Annotated in this window: 19 protein-coding genes; 10 read left to right on the forward strand and 9 right to left on the reverse strand. The window is 46.0% G+C overall.

Annotated elements, in window-relative coordinates:
• From EPO18_RS16090 to EPO18_RS16100, 3 genes are all read left to right on the forward strand, one after another.
• On the forward strand, positions 1-1002 hold a 1002-nt coding region (locus EPO18_RS16090), incomplete at its 5' end, for a PQQ-dependent sugar dehydrogenase (RefSeq protein ID WP_292435022.1).
• Positions 1003-1024: 22 nt separating this feature from the next.
• Positions 1025-1360 (forward strand): type II toxin-antitoxin system Phd/YefM family antitoxin, encoded by a 336-nt coding sequence (locus EPO18_RS16095; protein WP_292435024.1) that lies wholly within the window; start codon positions 1025-1027, stop codon positions 1358-1360.
• Entirely contained in the window at positions 1347-1658 is a 312-nt protein-coding gene (locus EPO18_RS16100) for a type II toxin-antitoxin system RelE/ParE family toxin (RefSeq protein WP_292435026.1), read from the forward strand. Before EPO18_RS16095 ends, EPO18_RS16100 begins: the two co-directional genes overlap by 14 nt.
• Positions 1659-1741: 83 nt before the next feature.
• Here the strand turns inward: EPO18_RS16100 and EPO18_RS16105 are convergent, their stop codons facing one another.
• The 5 genes from EPO18_RS16105 to EPO18_RS16125 all read right to left on the reverse strand — a co-directional run bounded on the left by EPO18_RS16105 (position 1742) and on the right by EPO18_RS16125 (position 7380).
• The gene (locus EPO18_RS16105; RefSeq protein WP_292435028.1) at positions 1742-1969 is read right to left on the reverse strand and encodes a DUF2934 domain-containing protein; all 228 of its coding nucleotides are present in this window, start codon (positions 1967-1969) and stop codon (positions 1742-1744) included.
• 343 nt (positions 1970-2312) lie between these two features.
• A complete protein-coding gene (locus tag EPO18_RS16110) occupies positions 2313-3422 on the reverse strand; it encodes a hypothetical protein (RefSeq protein ID WP_292435030.1) in 1110 nt (369 codons plus the stop codon).
• A 163-nt stretch (positions 3423-3585) separates the two neighbouring features.
• The gene (locus EPO18_RS16115) at positions 3586-4017 is read right to left on the reverse strand and encodes a type II toxin-antitoxin system VapC family toxin (protein ID WP_363331519.1); all 432 of its coding nucleotides are present in this window, start codon (positions 4015-4017) and stop codon (positions 3586-3588) included.
• Between the two features lie 389 nt (positions 4018-4406).
• Positions 4407-6503: a sensor histidine kinase gene (locus tag EPO18_RS16120; protein WP_292435032.1), complete on the reverse strand. Its 2097-nt coding sequence runs from the start codon at positions 6501-6503 to the stop codon at positions 4407-4409.
• 166 nt (positions 6504-6669) lie between these two features.
• The gene (locus EPO18_RS16125; protein WP_292435034.1) at positions 6670-7380 is read right to left on the reverse strand and encodes a response regulator; all 711 of its coding nucleotides are present in this window, start codon (positions 7378-7380) and stop codon (positions 6670-6672) included.
• A gap of 443 nt (positions 7381-7823) precedes the next feature.
• Between EPO18_RS16125 and EPO18_RS16130 the strand changes: the two genes are divergently transcribed.
• Positions 7824-9077, forward strand: a complete 1254-nt coding sequence (locus tag EPO18_RS16130; protein ID WP_292435036.1) for a prohibitin family protein — start codon at positions 7824-7826, stop codon at positions 9075-9077.
• A gap of 2 nt (positions 9078-9079) precedes the next feature.
• The gene (locus EPO18_RS16135) at positions 9080-10792 is read left to right on the forward strand and encodes a hypothetical protein (protein WP_292435039.1); all 1713 of its coding nucleotides are present in this window, start codon (positions 9080-9082) and stop codon (positions 10790-10792) included.
• Between the two features lie 191 nt (positions 10793-10983).
• Here the strand turns inward: EPO18_RS16135 and EPO18_RS16140 are convergent, their stop codons facing one another.
• Genes EPO18_RS16140 through merT form a run of 3 tightly spaced genes read right to left on the reverse strand, consistent with a single transcriptional unit; the run spans position 10984 to position 11849 of the window.
• The gene (locus EPO18_RS16140; protein ID WP_292435042.1) at positions 10984-11205 is read right to left on the reverse strand and encodes a GDCCVxC domain-containing (seleno)protein; all 222 of its coding nucleotides are present in this window, start codon (positions 11203-11205) and stop codon (positions 10984-10986) included.
• A complete protein-coding gene (gene merP / locus EPO18_RS16145) occupies positions 11202-11489 on the reverse strand; it encodes a mercury resistance system periplasmic binding protein MerP (protein WP_292435044.1) in 288 nt (95 codons plus the stop codon). The genes EPO18_RS16140 and merP overlap by 4 nt, the downstream gene beginning before the upstream one ends.
• Positions 11490-11498: 9 nt before the next feature.
• Complete coding sequence (merT, locus tag EPO18_RS16150; protein WP_292435046.1) at positions 11499-11849, reverse strand: mercuric ion transporter MerT; 351 nt, start codon at positions 11847-11849, stop codon at positions 11499-11501.
• A 64-nt stretch (positions 11850-11913) separates the two neighbouring features.
• Between merT and merR the strand changes: the two genes are divergently transcribed.
• The 5 genes from merR (at position 11914) to EPO18_RS16175 (ending at position 18477) form a co-directional block, all read left to right on the forward strand.
• Positions 11914-12330 carry an Hg(II)-responsive transcriptional regulator gene (gene merR, locus EPO18_RS16155; RefSeq protein WP_292435049.1) on the forward strand — a complete coding sequence of 139 codons (417 nt, stop codon included), beginning with the start codon at positions 11914-11916 and terminating at the stop codon, positions 12328-12330.
• Positions 12331-12588: 258 nt separating this feature from the next.
• Positions 12589-13437 (forward strand): flagellar motor stator protein MotA, encoded by an 849-nt coding sequence (motA, locus tag EPO18_RS16160; protein WP_292435051.1) that lies wholly within the window; start codon positions 12589-12591, stop codon positions 13435-13437.
• Positions 13438-13444: 7 nt separating this feature from the next.
• Positions 13445-14350: a flagellar motor protein MotB gene (gene motB, locus EPO18_RS16165; RefSeq protein WP_292435053.1), complete on the forward strand. Its 906-nt coding sequence runs from the start codon at positions 13445-13447 to the stop codon at positions 14348-14350.
• Between the two features lie 539 nt (positions 14351-14889).
• Positions 14890-15960 (forward strand): GGDEF domain-containing protein, encoded by a 1071-nt coding sequence (locus EPO18_RS16170; RefSeq protein WP_292435055.1) that lies wholly within the window; start codon positions 14890-14892, stop codon positions 15958-15960.
• A 246-nt stretch (positions 15961-16206) separates the two neighbouring features.
• Positions 16207-18477: a PAS domain S-box protein gene (locus EPO18_RS16175; protein WP_292435058.1), complete on the forward strand. Its 2271-nt coding sequence runs from the start codon at positions 16207-16209 to the stop codon at positions 18475-18477.
• 229 nt (positions 18478-18706) lie between these two features.
• Here EPO18_RS16175 and EPO18_RS16180 read toward each other — a convergent pair.
• On the reverse strand, positions 18707-18968 hold a 262-nt coding region (locus tag EPO18_RS16180), incomplete at its 5' end, for a hypothetical protein (RefSeq protein ID WP_292435056.1).

The raw sequence follows: 18968 nt of genomic DNA on the forward strand, positions 1-18968 counted from the left end.
TGTGATGAAAACTCCGGCGAGCTGCCTTTGGCCTCGGTGCGGCGATATTCTTTAGATGCTCAAATGAACCTGATTGCCGATTCCGGCATAACCTTCGCCAACGGCTTGAGAAACTCAATGGCATTAACCGTTCATCCAAGCGGCTTGGTTGCGCAAGGCGAAAATGCCATCGATCTGCCCGATAGCGAACTGCCTTCTGAAGAAATCAATATTTTACAATTATCGCCGGACAATAAGGCTCAACATTACGGCTGGCCCTATTGCTATAACGATGGCGATAAAGTCGTATCGTTTGCAGAGTTTAAAACCAGAAAAGAGGAATGCGAGAACTCAAGTTTTATCCCGGCCTATCGACCTCTGCCCGGACACAGCGCCCCGCTGGGCATGATTTATCCCTCATCAAAAAAACTGCCTATGCTGGCAAATACGCTATTAATCGCTCTGCATGGCTATGCGGCATACGGTCATAGATTAGTGGCCCTGCCCGTGGATGCAAACGGCAAGCCCGATAAGAACGCGCCGCTGATCGAGGTGATTTCAAATTGGAGCAGCGCCAATAACCTCAATCCACTGGGTGCGCCTACCGGATTACTGGAATGGAGCGATGGCTCGATTATTATTATTGACGACAAAAATGGAGCCATTCTTCGCTTAAGCCTCGGAGAGCGGGTAAATAAAATCGACTTGATTGCCGCCAATGCCGACACCTTCAAAATTACCGAAACCATGATGCAAAAGTTCGCGCCAATAAGTCAGCTGTTAAAAACCAAGTGCGGCGCGTGTCACGCCGAAATGGCGGACGACCAGCCCCAAGTCAATTTAAAGGCCTTGATTGATTCCGGCAAACTCAATCTTTCAGGGCTTGAAGAAAGCAGCTTGCTGACAAAAGTCCGCTACCGGCAAATGCCGCCGAAAACCTCTGATCCCAAACAGTTTCCGCCACTCACGGCAGAAGAACGGAAACTTATTTTGAGCGAGATTGTTAAGGTGTTTAAAAATTAGCCTAGCTCCAATGTTTTACTGTTTGACAACAAAACCTGTTCTAGTTAGATTGATCAAAATAATTAAATTAATTGATATTGAGGTTGTCATGGAAATATGTAACGCGAGCGATGCCAAAAGAGAATTTGGGGAAATTCTACTGAAAGCCCAAAAAGAGCCTATTGGTATTAATAAAAACGGCAAACCTGTGGCGGTTATGGTTTCGGCAAGCGAATATGAAGAATTACAATTCTTAAAAGAACAATGGCTAAAATCGGAACTGCAAAAAGGTTTTGATGATTTACACGCGGGGCGTATTAAAGAGGGTCAAGAGGTGATGGATCGCCAAAGAAAACGCATAACGAATGCCGCACTATAAGTTTACCGAACAAGCCGAACGTGATCTTGATGCAATTGTTGAGCATACTTTAAAAAACTGGGGACAATCTCAAGCCTTAAAATATGTAGACGGACTTGAAGTGTTACTTGGAAAACTTGCACTTGAGCCTTCGCTTGGTATGAACCAAGACAGAATCTTTAAAGATTTATTGAGCTTTCCTTATGTAAGCCATATTGTTTACTATGTGAAAAACATGGATGGTGTGACGGTTATGCGGCTTCTGCATAAACGCATGGACACAAAACGACATTTTTCGGCAACGCAAAAGATAGAGTAAAGGGGCGAGCTTCGCTCATGTTTTTTTAAATTAAGAAAAAATGGGCAGCCAAAATGTCGGGCAACGAAAAGATGTTGTCCGACCTACCCGGCTTTGGCAACTACCCCATGAAATCGAGCAGAACCAGTTAATTCTTGTTCTGCCTCAAGCCAGTCATCAAGTTCGCGACCCGGTTCAAAACCTCTACTTTCAGCTTTGTAATAAGCAAGTTCAGCAATCTTGGCATCATGATCTGTGAAATTTATTGCATCGCCAGATTCTTTAATATCTGAACTTACGTCATCTTGAACGTTTTTAACGGTCGCGGTCATTTTACACCCCATTATTACTAAAAAATTTGGTTGGCTTTAAGCCTTTTGAATCGCATATGACAAAAATCAATTACAAAAATTTGAACACAATAAAACAAGCTAAATAATTAGTACAAATGCCTAGGAGTGTGAAGCAGCATCGAATATTTGCCAGTCAGTAACGTCAAAACTGGCTGACAATAATTTCTATCACATTGTCTTAATTGACAATTCGTTTGTAACCGGCCATACCGGTCAATTAGTAATTCCAGGTTAACGGCAAGTCAAAGTCCGATAACAGTCATCCAACGTTCAAAGTAGCCAGCCGGAATAGTTATATTAGTCCGATTGGCAGTGGTTATTCCTAATTTTTATAGGGTAGAAGAGCTTGCCCCGTTTCTCGAACACCACGAAGTTTCCAAACGCCCAAAATCTTATGGAAAGTTGCGGTGTAAAGAAGCCAATCTCTACCCGCAATATATTCACAATCAATTAAAGCCTTATCTTTCTTCTTGTTATAACGGGGCTTTGAATTTTTTTGCCATTTGCCAATATTTAATATTCTAGCAATTTTTTTTCCAGCATTTAGCAGGTTTTTGTCAGCAATAGGTTCAGGTTTTGAATCAATATACTCGATTGCTCGTTGAAGCTCCTCAACACGACTTTTATTAATTAATGCAACTTCATTTAAAATCCGTTTACTATTTGGTGAGGCGATTAGTTTTAAGGTTTGAATGGCTCCGTATTCAACCCATTTGTCTTCATATTTGTTTATTGCGGAATCCCTCAGAAACAACCATTCTTTATCTGAAGAAGGTTCAAGTAAGGCTGTGACAACTTGATAAGCCCAACGACTACCAAACGCTTCATCCTTTGGCTGTGGCGCATGATCTACAATGAGTTGCAAGTCCTCTGGAACACCTATAAGCGAAAGCAACCCTGTTGCCGCCATGCCAACATGAGGATCAGGTAATAACGATCTTAGTGCAGGTCTGAGTTTTTCTTCTTCGATAAACACTTGCTCTTCAAGTGGCAACTTTGAATTTGTGTATTCGCCTGCTAGAAACTCGCGTAGTTGTTCAATTTGCTTATCACCAGAAGATTTAATAATCCTTTTTAGATCAATTAGTTTATATTCTCGTTTAACAATGTACTCAGGTTTATAGTTTGATGATGTATATTCCCGATAACCTCTCTTAGAAACACCGTAGGAAATAGTTTCGTCATGAGGAACAGAGGTTTCGTCATAGTTTCCTTTAACCAGTCCATTTTGATCTGATTTTAACTTTACTAAGGTTATTTCTCGGACATCATCCTCGGTTACTGCCTTAAGCCAATGGATGTTAACCTTAACATTACTGACTGGTCGACCAAGTCCATCAACAACTTTAGTAGTTATTTCTTTAGCGTTAAGTGTAGATGTTCCAGAAATTAATAGCATCAAAACGACTAAATGTTTAAATTCAAATTCCATCATCTCTCCTGTTTTTAGCAATGTATTATTCAGAAATAAAGTTTCTTTTTTATCTTACAACTGTCAGCTGTTTGGCAAGTATCAGACGACTAAGAAAGTTCTTTGAACGGCAACAACGGGTCGTTATCGATCGGTAAGTGTGTAGGATGTACTATTACATTTATCAAAAAGACAACTCACTCAACAGATAAATACTGCCAAGCTGCTGAGTTTTAGCAAAATGCCGTTTATCGGCTGTCACCAACACGCCTTCATTACATAAAGCCATCGCATGAAAAAGAGCGTCATAAATTGAAGGATAACCGCTTTTGGCGTGACCTTGAGCAATAATCTGTAAGGCCATTTTTCGCTCAGCATCGGAAACCGCCCGCATTTGCAGCAAATATTTCTGCGCCTCAAGCAACTCAACCACGCCCTCAAGCGGAATACCGCAACGTTGGGCTGTATTAATAACATCCAAGTAAAGCAAGTCAGGCGCAATCAGTATTACCTGATCTGCCGCCGCCTGAATAAAAAGTTGTTGTGCTTTGTCTCTATCAACTTCATCAAGAAACAGCTTCACAAAAACCGAACTGTCAATTATACCAATCCCAATAAGTTATTATTAAAATCCCCTCAACCTAGCCTTCTCCCACTGGAGAAGGGATGGTATGTGAACTTATTGGGATTGGTATTACATAACGTTGCATAGTTAACTTCGCGCTGCATCAATAACTTGTTGCGCACGAGCTTCCCTGACTTCACGCAAAACATCAACCGAATCCTGATCGATTTTATTAAGGCTTGAAGATTAAAATTTTTTCCAAGGCTTTTTGTTTATGCCAGTCATCTACCGTAAATAACTTGAGTAAGTTTTGTTTATAAACTTATTTTTAAACCATGAAGAGCATGAAGGACATGAAGAATTTAACTCTTCATGTCCTTCATGCTCTTCATGGTAACTGCTTATTAATTTCTAAGCCATTAACTTTGACAGCAAGCCCGCTACACCACACACTGCAGGGTCAATACAAAACTCACCCCGTCATTTTGATTTTCGACCCGAATTGTCCCTCCCATTTTTGCCATATAAGTTCGCGCAACAAACAGTCCTTGTCCTCGTCGCTCGTTGCTATTAAAGACCTCCATATCTGAGATACCGTACTCAAATATTTTGTCCAATAACGCGGAGCTGATCGGGGGGCCTTGGTTGTGAATGCCGATGTGCGCGGTGTTGTCGATGACGCTAAGGTTGATGTGAATGACAGTGCCTGGAATGCGATGGCGATCGGCGTTACGCAGAATGTGCGTGATGACATCTTCGAGAGAAAATTCGTCCGCATGTACTTGTGTGTTCGGCAGTGAGTCCGTTTGAAACTGTACGTTTAACACGCCTGCAAAATGGGCATTATCGGCGACATTTTGTAAAAATTGATTGATGTCCAGTGTATCGATCTGCAAGGTTACGGCTTCCAAGGCTTCGCTGGGCGAAGCGCTGCCGTATAACACGCGCACGGCTTGTTGCATGCGTTGTACATAGCGATGACTAGCATCGTCGGATGAGCCATGCAATACCATCAACGATTGCAGGGGCGACATAATTTCGTGTCCGACGGCATGCCACATTTCGCGTTCTTGTTGAGTACGGATGTGTTCGCGCTGTATGTCGTTTTTAACGCGCTGTAATAAATCCGCTAAGCTGCCTGCCAAAATCCCTAATTCATCATGTCCGCGTAAGTCAGCAAAATCCAGTTGCTTAAACTGTTGTTCAAACTGTCCTTCTTGCATGGTGTGCGACACCGTTGCAGCGCGTTTGGTGAGAACCGCCACACGGCGCACAAAGCTGAATTCAATCACCAGCCACGCCAAAACAATCGCCGCCAGCATTGCCGCAACAAACCAGGAGGTTCGTGTTGCGGCAATGCTTAAACCGCGATCAAGGCTGCGCAGTTGGCCGGTTAATCGCATTTCGTAACGGCCTGCGGCGGTGGTAATGATGTCATGCAGTTCAAGCTTTTCGGGAACCGCTTGAATCGGTAAACGATGAATTAAGCGAGTGAGCCAAGGTGACGATGTTTCATCCTCTTGCTTACCCTTGATGGTTAACAGCGCTTGGGACGTTTGCCCCAGTTTGCGCACCGATAAAGTCTCACCGGGCTGCAAGATGGTTTGCAAGTCGTTTAATGAAAAAGGCGGCAATGCGTTTTGGGTATTGCTATCAAACAAGGGCTGGGTATTTTGGGGAGCCAGCACTTGCATACTGAGATGAATATTTTCCAAATCAGCGGGAGGCCAAACCGGGCGGCGGCCTTGAAAAAGTGCGTCGCGCAAGGGTTCAACGGGCAAGCGTATGGAAAAGTAGGCGAGCCTTGGGCAGTTTGGGGTATCGCTGACGGCACCCGTACAGTGCGGGCTCTGCCATAACCAGCCGCGAAAATCGCGCACCGGCTTGGCATCGCTTCTGAGTAACTCGCCTGTTTCGACAAAGCCGGTCAGCCGTCCTTGTTGGCTGGCCGCTTCCGGTGCATTTTGCGCTTCAAAAGGCGCAATCCACAGCCACTGTTTGCCACGCATCTGCAAATTGACCCGCGCACGGTGGACGGCATCCAGTTGCAACAGGCCGGGTTTTCTACTGACCAGTTCGGTGCTCGGAAAACTGCCCACCAAATAAATGAAGCCACCGGCATAGGGATTATTGCCAATGGCGACGCAAATCGAGCTGCCATTAGGGTACACCACGCTACAGCCGGACATTTCAACCGCTTGTTGCGCTTTATATTGATCGTCGAAATCCAATGAGCCGTAAGGCAACATCAGCGGATGCAGCGGCGTGGAAAAATTGCCGGCGCTGGGATTTAACAGGGCTAATTGGCCGGCTGGGTGGCGCAGTTTCGCCATGATTTCCGCTTGAGTTTTGCTAAAGCTGCTTTGGTAGTTTTGATAACTGCGCTGTTTTTCTTCATGGAGCAACACGATAGCCAGCGCGAGCGTTGCCAGCATCAGCAACATAAAGGTGGCGCGTAACACCAAACGATTGTGGAATGCGGCTAAGCCTAAACGGGGCACCGCGAGTTCGACTAGCGCCGGCAACACGACTTTCATACTAAAAACCGCAGTTTATCCACAAAAAGGACGAAAGACACGAAATAAATCAATGTGTTGTATTGACTTAGCGTCTCCCCCTTTAGGTGACGATCTATGGTTTGATAGCTCTTTGAAACCTTTCGTGCTTTTCGTGTTTTTCGTGGACGAAATAATTTTTCCAGGTTCATCGCGACACCCAACGAAAGCCGCGCATCGGCACGTTTTCGATGCAATCGAAATCAGGGTCAAGTTCACGAAACGCTTCGCGTATGGTGCTGACGTGTTTACGCACATTGTCGCGATTACGCCCGCTTTTCACTACCTCAAACAAGTCGTTATAGGACACCACTTCACCGCGATGTTGATAAAGTGTGGCGAGAATACGTTGGGCGGTGAGGGGTAAGTTGATGCGTTCACCGCGCCATAATGGGCTGAGTTGCCAAAGCGGATCAAGGGTTAATTCCTGTGCGGGTACCGGTTCCGGTTTTGCCACTTGAGCCTGTCGGCTTTTAGCCACGCGTAACATGTCCAGGAAAGTTTCGATGAAGTCGCTTTCTTCAAAGGTGGTTTTTTGCAAATAATCCCAAGCGTCGAGTGCCTTCATAATGCTGCGATAAATTGCGGCGGGCATGGCGGAGACGACCAGAACGGGCGTGCCTTGCTGTCGCTTATTGATCTCGTTAATGATGGCTACGCCTGCGTGACGCTCCCGCCCCAACTCAATATCCAATACCACAATATCGTAAGCTTCACGGGCAATGGCCGCTTGCGCATCATCACGGGTAAACCATTGATCGATCTGCACATCATTCATATCCGCTATCGCAGCTTTAATCCAACCGGCAAACTGGTTGCTGGTGGGGCGATCATCTTCGATTACCGCTATTTTGGTCATTGTTTCTCCAGGTTAATTCTCAAACCGGTAGGGTCACCTTTCTCCGTTCGTCCTGAGCTTGTCGAAGCCTGTCATGAGCTTGTCGAAAGAGATGAATGGAGGAAGGTGACGCGCTATATTGGTCATATTACACTCAACCGTAAATCCGCCCATCCTTCGACAAGCTCAGGACGAACGGATTTACTCTAAGCAATAGACGTTTAATCCGCTTTGATTCGCATAGAGCCATAAAATATCCCTACAGTTTTGTGCATGCAGGCAATTATCAACCCTTCCGCTAAAAAACGCTGTGAGTTTTTCTTCCGCGCTCGGAATAGTCCTTCATTGCTGTGAAATAACTGGGTGAGCGGCTGCATTGAACCTTCCTGGCTAAACACGAAGAATGTCTTCCAGCGCACGGTATCATGCAGGCGCAAATTAACCTTCAGTTAAGGAGAATCATCATGTTGAACCGCGTTAAAAACATCGTCCACGGCATTCGTAACCTGTTTGCTTTATCTGCCCGTAAAGTCTTTGTTGTCCCAACAATATCCATCGCACCGCGACAATGCGCGTTTATCGGCAAAACTTTAATTACGGTGGTTTTGTTAGGCGCGCTGGGCTATGGGATTTATCAACATCCGCCTTTTCAAAGTGTTCCTCAAGGCGCAGTGGGAGTACGGATTAATCAGTTCACCGGCAGCGTGAGCGAATGGCGGAACGGTAATGTGTGGGTCATTCCGGGGCTGTATCAGATGCAGGTGTATTCATTGCGCGATCAGGTTTATCGCCCGCGTGAAATTCAGAGTGCAACCGGCAGTGCGCCGCTGCAATCCATCGAAGGCTTGTCGTTTGGGGTCGATTTGTCGGTTCGTTATGCTTTAGATCCGCTTAAAATCACTGCGCTGGCTAAAATTAGCCCTGACGACATCAGCAAAGGACTGGTTGAATCCGCGGTACAAGGGGTCATTTATAAAGTTTTTGCCAACTATACGATGCGCGAAATTTTCTCGGTCAAACGTGTTGAAATCCAACAGCTTATTGAAAAAGAAGTGAGCGCGAGTCTAGCCAGAGACGGCATTGTGTTGCGCCATGTACAAATCGGCAACATTGATTTACCCGCCGAATATCGGCGGGGGATGGAAAGTTTGTTAGCCGAAGAGTTAGCGACCCAAAAGATGCGTTACACCTTGGAGCTCAAAGAAAAACAGGTCAAACAATCCGCCTTGGAAGCCGAAGCCGAAAAAGCCCGCCGCGAAACCGAAGCGCAAGCGGCGGCGAGTGAACAAGTTATTGCCGCCAAAGCCCAAGAAGAAGCCATGAAGCATGTGTTGCCTTTCAAAGAAAAGCAAATTCAACAGCGCCAATTAGAAGCGGAAGCGGACAAAGTTGCCCGTATTCGCGGTGCGGAAGGCAGCGCGCAAGCACGCCGCATCGAGGCGGAAGGTGAAGCCGATGCACGGCAAAAACTGGCCGATGCCGAAGTGTATCGTGCAGAACACATGGGCAAAACTAACGCGGAACAAATGGAACGTGAAGGTGCACTGGTGACCAAACATCCATTGCTGATCCAGAAAACATTGGCGGATAAACTCTCCGATAAAGTGCAAGTGATTATCGCCTCGCCTCCTGCCGGCGGCGGTTTTATCGGTGCAAATTTATTGGGCGCTTCAGCTGCGAGTGCAGCTCGTTCCAACGAAACAGTAGGAGCGGAATAATCATGAACGCGAAGCCTGTTTTTATATCTTGTCACGCATTTCGTGGACAAACTTTACCTGGCGCAGATCGACATTCGGTTACTTTATTCCCTCCCCTGTTGGACGACTGCACGGATGCAGGAGGTACGACTCCAAGGATGGAGGAGGTAGAATTGCGTCGGGAACAGCAATCGAGAGTAACGCAGGAGCAGATTACCGAGAGGATTAGGGTGAGGAGATTAAAAAACCGAATTTTAAAATGCCAACACTCTGTTTTATTCAACATCATTCGCTTATTGGTTGCTATGTGTTTAAACAGCGCGGCATTCGCCAACCCGACAGAAATGGCGATGATTGTTCAAGACTCAACGGCATTACGCGCAGCACCTCGTGATTCCGCTCAGCAACAAGCGGTATTGTGGCAAGGCGAATTAGTGGAAATACGCGGGCAACGAATGGATTATTTACAAGTGTACGACTACCACCGCGAACGCGGCGGCTTTGTGCGCGCCAATCAAATTCGCCGTACCGCCTTGGCCTCTAACGAAGCCGCAGATTTATTATCCGTGTTACGTTTTGTAAGCGACACCCCCGGCGCTGAGGCATTGGGATTTGGTTACGCCGCAGCTTATTTAAAAGCCGCGCCTGCTGAAGAATTACGCGGCGCATCAGGTAGTGAAGTATTTGACGCATTAGGCAGCATGGCGGATCGTCTTGCCCAACGAGCTTCGGCCGAAACAGGCGTTAGCAAAAATGCGGCTCTTGCCTTATCGTCACACCTGGAAGTCGCGGCGCGTTACGGCATCAAGTTCATCAGTTATGAACGCGATGGGCGGATGCTGATGTGTTATGACGGCGAAGCGTATCGTTATGTACTGGCGGGCGTTGCCACCCCAATCCAACGCGCACAAGCCGCATTAGCCCTAACTCGCGCCGAATGTGTCGATCCGGATTTAGGTCCGCGTGACCGTTACCAGCTAAATGAACAATACGCCGCTATCCTTGATAAAGTGGAACACCGGGACTTGCCCGACTACCTGAAAAATCGCATTTTCATGCGCCGTGCCAGCGTGTGGAGCCGTTTGGCTTACCAGCAAACCCGTAACGGCGAAAACGCCAGCACGACCATGAATCGCGCACTGACCGAACTGGCCAGTGTAAACGTCCAAGAACTGCCCGATGGTGATTTAAGCGTATACAACAATACCCTCATGCTGGTAAGTGCTAACAGCTGGGCAGCATTACCCGCAACGAGTAATTCAAGTAAAAGTTTAAACATCGTAACCACGAGCGGGCAACCTGGTGAAACCTGTGTGGCACTGGTTGATGGAAAACAAGAACTGTTAAGACGTTGTACCTACAGCATCGTGTGGAACAACTCCATCAGCATTAATCGCGAACAAAATGCGCTGGCATTGGCCGTGCAACCGATGGAAGCTTGGCGGGAAATATGGTTGTTCCACAAAACAGCACAAGGCTGGGTGTTGCATGTTTTACCGCCGAATGCGAGCAACCCGGAACTCGGTTATATCGAATTCGCCGGCTGGATTCCCGGTGGCAAACAAATGTTAATCGCCCGTGAAGCACGCAGCGAAGGTAAATATAAACGTAGTTTTGAAGTGCTGGACCTGGATACTGCGACGATGCAACAACAAAGCAGCAAACCGGAACTACTGGGTGCATTGCAACGTTGGCAAGCTGCTGGGTGGAAGGAACATACTTTGATCATACGCTAAAAAATTGGGGAGAACCTTAAACAAGAAAGCGTTATGCAGTGAAACGAGTGCGCTTAAGGGCTTGTTTTATCCGTCTGAGAACAGAGCCACGGTATCAGCCCCCCGGATACAAATATATGCTTGTCAGTGAGTGTTGTAACACTGGCACGCTTTGCAATTGAATCAGGTCGTAGAGAGCTAACCTTTCATTATCATCCGCAACAACCTGACTGCTTGCCGTGTATCTGAATCGGAGGACAAGGGACGCTGCCATAAGAGCAAAATACGCAACAATCGCCGGATTTTGGTTTTAGCAGACTATGACAGCCCTCGCATTCGTAGAACCATTGACAGGCATCGGTGGGCATTTGTTCGGTTTTGCTGTGACCACAGATTGGACAAACCAGCGTGGACTCCAAAATAACGCTATTCATTGGCTAAGCTCTTTGACTGTGGAAGGATAACCCGCATCGCCAGTGGCGCGAAGTAATGCTTCGACATCGGCTTTTGCATCATCGAAAGTCACCACGGCCTGACGCTGCTCAAAGTTCACCGCCGCAGCAGTGACACCCGCTACCCGGTTAAGCGCTATTTTTAACGTGATAGGACAGGCGGCACAGGTCATGCCGGGTATTGCCAACGTAACGGTCCGAGGTGCCGCCCACACCGGCTGGTTAACAGCGATAGTCATCATTAGCATAGCAAAATATCGTTTCATAAAAGCCGCCTAGTAGAACAAAGGAAGAAGATAAGGAAAAAACAGTGCCAGCAAAACCAGCACCAACACGCCATAGAAAATCATGGCATGCCACCGACGAACCGGTGGTAAAGCGCATGGTTCGCCGGGCTGACAGTTTGGTATCGGTCGAAAAATGCGTTGCCAGGCAAAAATCAGCGCGGCCAGCGAAATGATGATAAAAACAGGCCGATAGGGTTCCAGAGCGGCCAAGTTGGCTAACCAAGCGCCGCTAAAACCCAGCAACAGCAGTAAGAGGGGCCCCAAGCAACAGAGAGAAGCAAAAACGGCGCCCAATCCGCCTATGAGCAGAAAGCGGCCACTGTGTTGTGAGTTGGACATGAATTTTCTCCAGCAAGTAAAACTGCTGTAAGCTTACTTCCGTATTTAAGTACGGAGTCAATAGATGAAAAAAATCGTTAGCAACTTGACCATTGGCGGCTTGGCAAAAGCTGCTGATGTCAGCGTCGAAACAATCCGCTTTTATCAACGCCGCTATTTATTGTCAGAACCTGATCGGCCTTTGGGCAGTATCCGTCGATATAACACGGATGATGTTGAGCGGATTATTTTTATCAAATCCGCGCAACGGCTGGGGTTCAGCCTTAACGAAGTGGCAGAATTGCTAAAATTGACCGACGATGACCAGTGTAACGAGGCACGTATTCTCGCCGAACATAAACTCACCGATGTTCAAAGCCGGATTGCCGATTTATGCCGTATCGAGTTGGCCTTGCAGGATCTGATTTCCAATTGTCAGATCAGCCGGAGAGAAACGAGATGCCCATTAATTTCGGCATTGCAGAAAAAAACAGATATTTAAGATTAAATACCGGCAGCAACGGCACATTGCAGCTGAGCATGATGTGACGCAAGGTAGCGTCAGCAGTCAAGAAAAAACAAAATATGAATGATTAGCCCCTTAGTTTCAAATTCAAGCTAAAATGAGTCATAGGATTATTGGATCGGAAGCTCAGTTTTGTGTTGACCAATATAATAATAATCATGCAATAATTGCTAACACCAGTAGTTATTCCATTTCATTTAGTTATTTCAATATAAAAACCACAAAAGAGAATACATGTTAGTTATTGCTGGATATTTGGTCCTCATTATATCAATTATGGGCGGATTTATGGGGGGTGGTGGACACCCCGGCGTTCTTTTTCAACCCTTTGAATTTGTCATCATCATTGGTGCTGCTTTAGGAGCTTTCATCTGCGGAAACTCAATGCCTGTTATAAAAGCAGCCATCAGTCAAGGCACTGCCACCTTAAAAGGTACTACTCATAATAAAGACTATTACCTTGAGTTGCTGCTTTGTTTCTATGCAATTACCACTAAGACACGCAAAGAAGGCTTATTATCGCTGGAAAGCATTGTCGACGATCCGAAAAGCAGCCCGGTCTTTACACCAAGAATTCTCGGCGATCACCATTTATTGGAATTCATCTGCGACAACTTGCGTTTAATCGTTACCGGTGTTGAAGTTTATGCATTGGAAGAATTGATGGACCAAGAACTTGAAACCCATCACGAAGAATCCCATGCGCCCGTCAAAGCCGTTCAAAATATCGCTGACGGCTTGCCGGCCTTTGGGATTGTTGCGGCAGTAATGGGCGTCGTGCATACAATGGAATCAGTCGGTATTCCTCCATCGGAGCTGGGCAAGCTGATTGCTGCAGCGTTAGTGGGAACATTTCTTGGTATTTTATTAGCCTATGGCTTTATCGGTCCCGTCGCAGCCGTTATGGCGGAACGTTCTGAAGCATCAGGCAATGTTTTTAAATGCGCCCAGAAAGGATTATTGTGCTGCGCCAAAGGCGTCTCGCCAGCCATGACTGCGGAATATATGCGCACCATGATTGTTTCCACCATGCGTCCCAGCTTTCTGGAACTGGAAGAAAAATTGAGAGCTAATAAGGGTTAATTTAAAAATGTCCGACCAACAACCAATTATTGTAAAAAAGGTAAAAAAAGGCCGCCACGCTCATCATGGAGGCGCTTGGAAACTGGCTTACGCCGATTTCGTTACCGCTATGATGGCCTTTTTTTTACTTATGTGGCTGTTGGGGACAACCAGTGAACCGGAGCGCAAAGGCATTGCCGAGTATTTTCAAGATCCTTTTAAAGCATCCACGGAAGAAAAAGGATTGGATGTCGGAGATCGAACCAGCATTATTGAAGCGGGCGGCTCGGACCTGACTACAGAAGCACAAGGTCAGGTCGATAAAGGCCTGATACCTGAAACTAAGGATATTTCGCCTGAAGAAATTGAGCTGAAAGCTGAAGAAATCGAAAAGGAAAAACTCGAAAATTTGAAACAGAAAATCCAGGAGAAAATAGATTCAACACCGGAATTAACCGAGTTCAAGGATCAAATTAAATTGGAAATTACATCCGAAGGCTTGCGAGTCCTGATCGTCGATGACCAGAACAGACCCATGTATAAACTGGCCAGTGCGGAACCCGAGCCGCAAATTAAATTAATTTTAAGAGCATTGGCGCCGGTTATTAACGAATTACCTAATAAGGTCAGTCTTAATGGTCACACTGACGCACGGCCTTTCCCGCCAAATCAAAAAAAATATACCAATTGGGAACTTTCCAGTGATCGAGCTAATGCCGCGCGATATGAGCTGACTCAATCCGGGCTTGCCGAAGAAAAAATTTTAAGAGTTATCGGATTATCGTCCAGCATTCCTTACAATGCCGACACCGAACCGCTGGATCCGATTAACAGACGAATTTCCATTATCGTTATGAATAAAAAAACCGAGCAAGAGGTTTTGCAGAGTGGAGGAGAAGAAACAAGTACAAAAACCGTACCTCCTCAAAAATAAGATTTTTTTTGCTTTAGGTTGGGATGTATTTTATTCCTCGGACTTTGCCGATTTCTCCGCTTTAAAAATGGTGTCGTATAAATCATTAGACATATTCTTGCTTAGTCTAATTTCGGTATACATTCCGTTTTTTGTTAAAAAATCATATGCTTCAGTTTTGCAGCTAATGAAGTTATCCCCTACTATTCAGGACTGATTGTCTTCCTGTCCATCGTTGCCGCTTTTATCCCTATACAAACGGCTTGTATTGCAAGTTGTCACCGATTATGACGAAGCGTCACTCGTTACTAAGTACACATGTAAAAAGTTTGCCGGAATTTGTATCCAATCAAGTCCATATCAAAGCGTCAGGCTAAAAATATTTTTTGTATTACTACTTACTTTAACCTTGGCTAAATAATTCCCTTCTCAAGCTCCATTAGAGGTTCACTCATCAATAACGCTATCCAACGGCTTCTCGCAGCAATTGTGTTAAAATTACAGCTATTAACCCGCTCGTTATGTTCTACAGCCCAATACCATTAACGGATAACTTAACTATGATCAAAGAACCTTTTTTTCGTCTCAATCAAGAACCCGACGCGCTTAGCGGTTTTTCCCGCACCGTCGCGGAAATCCAGTGGTTACTGCTGGTCTTGATGATGTTCTACTTAGTGGTAGGGCAAGTCGAAGAAAGCGTTAAAATCTTTTTGTTAGGCGGGCTCTGCGCTTTTGCCGGCTTCGTCATGATATTCCATTACTTCAACTTTTTTGCCAAAGCCAACGTTTGGAAACTGGCTTTAGAAACTTGGGTCATGATCTTGTTAGTCACTTGGTTCGTTTGGCACACCGGACGCCAGGACAGTCTGTTGCTTAATTTGTACTTTCTACCCATCATCACCAGCGCCTTGGCCTTGGGCAGGCTAACTACATTATTGGAAGTGGCATTAATCGGCGCTTGTTATCTGTATTTGGGCAAAAGCGGCCTACCTGGCGATGAAATATTCTCTTTAAACCAAAGCAGCATTCTACTGGCTTGGCTGTTTCCTATGTTGCTGGTTGGTTATGTCACTACCATGTTGTCCAACGACATCTACCACGCTTTTAGCCGTATCAAAACCGCTGCGCAAACCGATGAATTAACCAATCTCTACAACCGCCGGGCGTTCATGGATCTATTGGAAAAACAATTACAACAAGCCCGGCGTGGAGGAAATGTTTTCACCCTATTACTAGGCGATTGCGATAATTTAAAAATAGTGAATGACAAATACGGTCACGAAGCAGGCAACCTGTTGTTACAATCTATCGCCGACAACTTTCGTCACTGCTTAAGAGGCTGCGATACCGCCGCCCGCTACGGGGGCGACGAATTTACAGTATTACTGCCAAATACCACTTTAGAAACAGCAGAACCGGTGGCGAAGCGCATCAAAGAAACATTGACTGAAAGCAGTTTTAACTACCGTGGTAACGCAATCACTACCAATATCAGTGTCGGCATTGCCACCTACCCACAACACGGCGACACTGCAGAGGCATTATTACGACATGCCGATGAAGCTATGTATGCCAACAAGCGAGAAAGTAAAAATCTAGCTACGCAGAACACCAACACCAAACCCGATTGAATTTTGGTTCATCAAAGCACAGACCTAAATCAACCAAATCAAGCGTTCTCACATAATGACCGCATTAAATATAGATTGCTAAATGATGTTGAGTTTTTTATTATCAAATCAGAACTTAGCTTAGTCAGTAAATATTCTTAGTGGCAATTCAGTTGGATGAACTATGAATTTATTTAAACTTGCCAGATTAGGCCCTGCAATCATGCATGAACCCGAAAAGTCCATCGGACTTTTTCATTGAAAAACATGCATCCGCTCGCAATCCATATCATTATCATTGAGTTGGTTCGTTCAGACGACGCAGTGCCGCGTATTAAACAGCTTACTCCTTCTGCCGCTACGTTTTTAGGCTATACCGAGAAAGAACTCATCGGCAAGCCTGTTGACCTTATCTACACTGCCGGAAATGACAAAGCGTTATGGCAGTCGGCCTTTGCCGATATAACTAAAAAAAACACCGGCCAAAGCCCTTCGACTTCGCCCAGGACTAGCTTTGCCGGTGAAATAGTCACTAAGACAAATAGTAAAATCCAGGTATTAATATCGCTTTCTGCTCTATCCGATCTGAGATCTGATAAGCTCGACATAGCCTTACTGATTCAGGAGCGATCTGAACAAGACCTTAACGCTGAGCTGGCGTTAACTGAAAGTGAAGATCGCTTTCGACAAATGGCGGAAATGGCTGGCGAATGGTTGTGGGAGCAAGATCCTGATGGTTATTACAGCTATAGCAGTGCGGCTGTTACTCAAATACTGGGCTACAGTCCGGATGAAGTACTCGGCAAACACTATACCGAATTTTTTACTCCTCAGGATAAAAGAAACCAGCAAAGATACGCGAACAGCCACCAGCCTTTTTACGCGCTGCTGGCTCACTATCGGCATAAAGACGGTCACCAGATACTGACCGAATCGACCGGATTACCCATTATCAACGCCCAGGGGAAACTGCTTAAATGGCGCGGGGTTGATCGGGATATTACCGCGCGGATGCATTTCCAGGATGCGCTTATCGAAAGTGAAAAACGCATCCGCCTGATTATTGAAAGCTCTTTGAGCGCCATTGTGATTATGGATTCTTATGGCATCATTACCGACTGGAATCACCCGGCAGAAAAAATGTTTGGCTGGACTAAGGAAGAAGCCATAGGTCAACGTCTTGATGAATTAATTATTCCTTCCGCGCAACGCGCTGCTCACCGCCAAGGATTGGAGCGCTTCCTGCGCACAGGGGTTGGCCCATTATTAAACCGGTTAATTGAGCAAACCGCTATTCGCCGCGACGGCACTGAATTTCCTGTTGAACTGAGTATCTCACCGTTAAAACTGGGTAACTCCTACATGTTTAGTGGCTTTATCCACGATATTACCGAGCGTAAGCAACTGGAACACAGATTTCGGCAAGCGGTAGAATCCGCACCCAATGCGATTGTTATGGTAAACAAATCAGGAACGATTGAGATGGTCAATTCGCAAACGGAGAAATCTTTCGGTTACTCGCGGACTGAGCTAATTGGACAACCGATTGAGATATTAGTACCGGAGCGCTTTCGCAATGCTCATATTGCTTATCGAGAAGCATACCTTGCCGCCCCTGTGTCCAGGCCGATGGGCGTGGGCCGAGATCTCTACGGACTACGTAAAGACGGGACTGAGTTTCCGGTTGAAATAGGTCTCAGCCTGATCGATAGTGAAGAAGAAACTCTGGTACTGAGCACCATTATTGAAATCACTGCCAGAAAAGCAGCCGAACAGCAAATTCGCCAAGCACAGATCAATCTGGCCATTGCTCAAAGTGAAATCAAGATTGCCCAACGCATCCAGGCATCTCTTTCGCCTTCGGCGCCGATCACATCTACTCATTTTGACGTTACCGGTTATTGCTTGCCGGCCGATCAGGTTGGCGGCGACTATTTCGACTATTTTTACCGAAATGAAGATCATTTGGATATGATTATTGCCGACGTTTCCGGCCATTCCATCGGCCCTGCGCTGTTTATGGTAGAAACCCGTAGCGCCATCCGAACTCAGGCAAGCGGCTCAGCTACGCCCGCAGAAACCCTAAAGGTTCTCAATAGTTTTCTTTTTGAAGATTTGGACAGGTCCGACTACTTTATCACGCTGTTTTATTTGCAATACGACATTACCTATCAGCAATTAAGTTTTGCCAATGCCGGGCACCCGCCCGCACTGTTACTCAGATCATCTCAAAGCGAATGCAAGCAATTGGACGCTGAGGGACTAATACTGGGCGTAAACAAAAATGTTGTCTTTGAAGAAAGAAACGTCACGCTATCCCAAGGCGATTTGGTTCTACTGTATACCGACGGATTAACCGAAGCAGAAAACGCCCAAGGCGAGTTTTTTGGCCTCAAGCGGGTCAATGATATTCTCGTTGAATATGCGCAACACCCCCCTCAAGCCATCATTGAGGTATTGCTGGAACGGCTAAAACAATTTTGTCGCAGTGAATCATTTAATGATGATATTACTTTAATGGTTTTTAAACATAATTAAGGCAATTCATGATATGCGTTAGTCTGAAAATCGAATAACGCCATTCCGCCCATACACATCATTGTGCAAAAACAGTCGCCGTACCAACAAGGCTTTCCATTCTATGATTTTCTGATTGTAAGGGATTCCTTACCATTCGATGTGTTAGATTCTAATCTCAGAACAACGAAAGTTGCTGAGACATTCTCAGCTTAGAGCAATTCTCGGTTATTTAAGATCACTCCCATTGTTAAATTCTATCTATTGAGCAGTAGGAACTTGTAGCGGCACGGATTGGGTCCCGTTTGCCGCGCCGAGCACCGGAGCTTTCGGCGGGAAACTGCCCGCAGGGGCGCTGCATGGATGCAGCGCGTTGCCAGAGGGCTAAGGACGGCCCTTCTGGCAACCCCCGGTGAAAGTGAGGAGCGCAGGATTTGAGCGGCAACGGGCCGCCTTTTCTTTGGATACTTTCTTTTGGCGGCGCAAAAGAAAGTATCTCGCCTTCGGGGGCG

The organism is Methylobacter sp., from assembly GCF_004322395.1.
Lineage (GTDB): Bacteria > Pseudomonadota > Gammaproteobacteria > Methylococcales > Methylomonadaceae > Methylobacter_A.